This is a genomic window from Intestinibacter sp. (genome assembly GCF_034113885.1).
Lineage (GTDB): Bacteria > Bacillota > Clostridia > Peptostreptococcales > Peptostreptococcaceae > Intestinibacter.
Genome location: NZ_JAXEWM010000060.1, coordinates 1 through 4,973 on the forward strand (window position 1 = coordinate 1; position 4,973 = coordinate 4,973).

Annotated in this window: 4 protein-coding genes, 1 pseudogene and 1 other annotated feature; of the genes and pseudogenes, 4 read left to right on the forward strand and 1 reads right to left on the reverse strand. The window is 30.9% G+C overall.

Annotation, left to right across the window (positions count from 1 at the left end; all coding sequences use genetic code 11):
* The 4 genes from SPD90_RS03785 to SPD90_RS03800 form a co-directional block, all read left to right on the forward strand.
* A partial coding sequence (locus tag SPD90_RS03785) for an ATP-dependent helicase (protein WP_320924349.1) occupies positions 1-1,891 on the forward strand: 1,891 nt, incomplete at its 5' end.
* Positions 1,892-1,989: 98 nt separating this feature from the next.
* Positions 1,990-2,202 (forward strand) — a binding site (T-box leader).
* A gap of 132 nt (positions 2,203-2,334) precedes the next feature.
* Entirely contained in the window at positions 2,335-3,213 is an 879-nt protein-coding gene (locus SPD90_RS03790; RefSeq protein ID WP_320626534.1) for a transporter substrate-binding domain-containing protein, read from the forward strand.
* Positions 3,214-3,242: 29 nt separating this feature from the next.
* Complete coding sequence (locus tag SPD90_RS03795; protein ID WP_320626535.1) at positions 3,243-3,914, forward strand: amino acid ABC transporter permease; 672 nt, start codon at positions 3,243-3,245, stop codon at positions 3,912-3,914.
* Between the two features lie 25 nt (positions 3,915-3,939).
* Positions 3,940-4,662, forward strand: a complete 723-nt coding sequence (locus tag SPD90_RS03800; RefSeq protein WP_320626536.1) for an amino acid ABC transporter ATP-binding protein — start codon at positions 3,940-3,942, stop codon at positions 4,660-4,662.
* Between the two features lie 64 nt (positions 4,663-4,726).
* Here SPD90_RS03800 and SPD90_RS03805 read toward each other — a convergent pair.
* A pseudogene (locus SPD90_RS03805) lies at positions 4,727-4,973 on the reverse strand (asparaginase); the annotation flags it as partial.

The window sequence follows — 4,973 nt, forward strand, 5'->3', positions numbered from 1 at the left end:
GACTAGAATACTTGCCATAAGCTTTACCAAGGCATCTTCAATAGAGATGAAAAATAGAGCTTTGAGTATATGTAATGACTTTAGGATGAACAAGGTTACCTTTGGTACATTTCATGCAGTGTTCTTTAGGATTCTTAGAAAGTTTGAACGATTAAACTTAAACAGCATCTTAGATGAAAAGCTAAAGAGATTTTCTATTAAGGGTATTTTAAAGAGCTTGAATGTTGAAAATGGAGAAGATGACGAGCTCGTAGGACAAGTTATAAATGAAATTTCATACGTTAAAAATGAGCTGATGGATAAGGCTGATTTTGAGTCAGAGGTACTTACAAAGGATGAATTTATAAATACATATAATATGTATGAAAATTATAAAGATGAGATTAAAAAAATCGATTTTGATGATATGCTAATTAGAACCTACTATTTGTTGCAAAATAACCCTGATGTGCTCAACATAGTTAGAAGTGTCTACAAATATATTTTAATAGACGAGTTCCAGGACATCAACAGAGTCCAGTTTGAGGTTATCAAGCTAATTGCAGAGCCTGAAAACAACATATTCGTGGTAGGAGACGAGGATCAAAGTATATATGGATTTAGAGGAGCTAGACCTGATTTTTTACTACAGTTTAAGAATTACTTCAAGGATTCAAAGGAAGTCAGATTAGATATAAATTATAGATCAAAATCAGAGATAATAGGAACTGCAAACAGATTAATAGACAAAAATGAAAATAGATACAACAAGGTAATCAAATGTAATCAGGAAGAAAAGGGAACTGTGGAGTACTTAACTCCAAAGGATTCAGAGGATGAAGCTATACAAATTGCAAAGGACATAATAGAAAGAGTAAAAGAGGATTACGTAGAATACGATGATTTTGCTGTAATATACAGAACAAACCTGCAATCTAGGGCATTAGTCGATGTATTTATGGATATGAGAATTCCTTTTGTGATTAGAGATTCAGTTGTGACGATATACGATCATTGGGCAGCTAAGGATATATTATCTTATTTGAAATTAGTGATTGACCCTGATTCAAATGAGGATTGGATAAGAATTATCAACAAGCCGTTTAGATATATATCTAGAGAAAGTATAAACTCAGTCAAGGATGAAAAATACTTCTTAAATGCTCTAATCACAAAGTGCAATTTGCATCAAAAACAAGTAAAAACTATAACTGACTTAGAAATAGATTTAAGCTACCTAAAATCACTAGAGCCTAAAAATGCAATTTCATTCATAAGAACGACTCTAGATTACGATAAATACATATTAGATTATTGTATGAATAGAAAGATAAAGCCTAATGGATTGATAGAGATATTAAACGAAATAGAAAGCTCATCTTCAAATTTCAAGACAATAGGTGAATACCTAAGTCATATAGAAAAAGTAAAAGAAGAGCTACAAGAAAATCAAAAAAATAAAGAAGTAAATGGAGTAATATTCACGACTATGCACAGTGCAAAGGGATTAGAATTCGACAATGTCTACATAATTGGTACAAATGAAGGAACAATTCCGCACGAAAAATCATATGATATAGAGGATGAAGATAAGAAAAACGATCAAATTGAAGAAGAAAGACGACTTATGTACGTAGCCATAACAAGAGCTAAAAACAGACTTTGCATAAGCTGTCCACAAAACAAATACGGCAAAAAGGTATCTATATCAAGATTTATAAACGAAATAGAAGAGCCTCTAAATTCAGAGCTAAAACAAATAAATGTTGGGGATAAAGTATACCACAAGACATTTAAAGAGGGAAAAATAATTGAAAAGAAAAACAACATGATAACAGTAAAATTTAAGAAATCAACTAAGGTTTTAGATTACAAAACGTGTTTAAAAAATAAAATTATTAAAATAATATAAAAAATTAGGCATATTATCGAGAAATAAGTAAAAATTTATCGATAAAAGAATTGACAAAAATAGAAAAAATAATTTATAATTATATAATAATTTAATAATAAAATTCTATGAAAAAGAAAGTAGCGTAAACATAAATTAAAGCGAGCTGGGTATGGTGTGAGCCAGTAATGGAGTTTATTGTGAAGAGAGCTTTGGAGAAGATTATCTGAAATTAGTAGGATAATAGGTATGCCTGCCTTAAAGGCTTGAGTGGATAATTAAAATCTATTAATTATCAAAAAGAGTGGTAACGCGGTTAATTCGTCTCTTAGTTTTTAAACTAAGGGACTTTTTTATTTTTGGTGATTTCTTCGAATTGATGTATTTTATTTAGACTAATAGATTTTGAAATCTAAAAAATACTGCGTATTACTATATAAAAAAATCTAAGGGGGACTGTTAAAATGAAATTAAAGAAATTATTAGCTACAGGGTTAGCTGCAATCATGGTAATGGGCTTAGTTGGATGCAGTAGTTCATCAAAAAGCTCAAGTGCAAGCGCATCAAGTGCTGCAAGTAGTTCTACTGAAAAAGTAGATAAATTAGAAGAAGTAAAGAAAGCTGGAGTATTAAGAATGGGTACAAGTGCTGATTATGCTCCATATGAATTCCATACAGTAATTGATGGAAAAGATACTATAGTAGGATTTGATACTACTATAGTGGAAGAAGTAGCAAAAGATATGGGTGTAAAAGTAGAATACACTGATATGGATTTTGATGGTTTATTAGGAGCTTTAAATGCTGATAAAGTTGACGTAGTTTTAGCGTGTATGACTCCTGATGAAACAAGAAAGAAAAGTGTAGATTTTTCTGAATTATATTATGAAGACAGCAATGTTTGTATAGTAAGAAAAGGCGATGAAGATATAGTAAAATCAGCTGACGATTTAAAAGATTTAAAAGTTGGTGTTCAAAGTGGTACTACACAAGCAGGTTATGTAACTGAAGATTTAGGTATAACTGAAGCTAAACAATTGAAGAGAGTTCCAGACTTAATGTTAGAACTTCAAAACAAAAACATAGATGTTATAGTTACAGGAAGAAACGTTGCTCAAATAAACATAGGACAATATGATGGTTTAGTAATAGGAAATACAGAAGTAGGTCAAGAAGTAGCTGAAACTTCAGCAGTAGCAGTTAAAAAAGCAGATGACAAAGTCGACAATACTGCATTTATAGAATCTATAAACAAAACTATAAAGAGATTACAAGATGAAGGTAAAATCGACAAATATATGCAAGATGCTTTAAAATTAGCTGACAAACAAGAAGAAGAATAGGCTTTATATTAGAAGTAGGAGATTAGATTATGGATTTTAGTGTATTATCAGGATATTATGGAGTATTTATACAAGGTGCTAAAACTACTATAATTATTTCATTAGTATCTTTAGTAATTGGTTTTGTTTTAGGATTGCTTATTTGTCTAATGAAGATGTCAAAAATAAAAATCTTAAGATGGCCAGCAAGTGCTTATGTACAAATACTAAGAGGGACACCTCTATTTGTACAAATCTTTATCATTTATTTTGGTTTACCACAGCTAGGTATTCAGTTTCCTGATATAGGACCTTTCTCTAGTGACTTTGTAAGTGGTGCATTTGCATTATCAATAAATTCAAGTGCATATATAGCTGAGATATTTAGATCAGGTATACAAGCAGTAGATAAAGGACAAATGGAAGCAAGTAGATCTTTAGGATTAGGATATGTTGATGCTATGAGATATGTCATAGTACCACAAGCTGTAAAAAATGTATTACCAGCATTAGCAAATGAATTTATAACATTAGTTAAGGAATCTTCAATAATTTCTGTTATAGGAGTTCAAGAATTGATGTTCAAGGCTGGTATAGTTAGAACAGCATTATATAGACCGTTTGAACCATATATAATGGCAGCTATAATGTATCTTGTTATGACTACTATACTTTCATTATTAGTAGGATTACTAGAAAAGAAATTAGCTCAGTCTAATTAGAAAAATACCAAAGGAATGTGATAATATGATAGAGTTAAAGAATTTACACAAATCATTCGGTGATTTACATGTACTTAAAGGAATAGACTTAACTATAGAAAAAGGTCAAATAGTTACAATAGTTGGACCTAGTGGATCAGGAAAAAGTACAGTATTGAGATGTATGAATTTACTTGAAGTGCCAACAGAGGGTCAAGTAATATTTGAAGGTACAGATATTACTGATAAAAAAGTTAATATTGATGAAGTTAGACAAAAAATAGGTATGGTGTTCCAAAACTTCAACCTATTTCCTAACATGACTGTACTAGATAATATAACACTTGCTCCTATGAAGATTAAAAAATTAAGTAGAGCAGATGCTAATAAAAAGGCAGAAGTGCTACTTGAAAGAGTAGGATTATTAGACAAAAAAGATGCTTATCCAGCCCAATTATCAGGTGGACAAAAGCAAAGAATTGCAATAGCTAGAGCATTAGCTATGGAACCAGACATGATGTTATTTGATGAACCAACATCAGCCCTTGACCCAGAAATGGTAAAAGAAGTTCTTGATGTTATAAAAGAGCTAGCAAAAGAAGGTATGACAATGGCGATAGTAACACATGAAATGGGATTTGCAAAAGAAGTATCAGATAGACTTTTATTTGTGGATGGTGGTAAGATCATAGAAGATGATAAGCCAGAGGTAGTATTTACAAATCCAAAGAATGAAAGAGCTAGAGATTTCTTCTCAAAAATATTATAGAAAATTAGAAGCTTTATAAATAAAGCCCTTAAGATGAGCGATCATTTTAAGGGCTTTTTTAATCTTAGTAATATATTCCTTTTTCAAATATATCCTTTAATTCTTGTTCATCATTAGTTTTACCTAGAGCTAACATAAGTTTTATTCTAGCTTTTTGTCCAGGTAAGTCGCCACCGAATATACATCCGATATTTTTCAAGTCACGCCCAGAGCCAAGGTATCCGTATGAATCATAAACTCTACCAGTTAAGCATCTAGAAACTAATACGACCTGTATACCCTTTTCTCTTGCGTATTTGATTCCTTCAAAT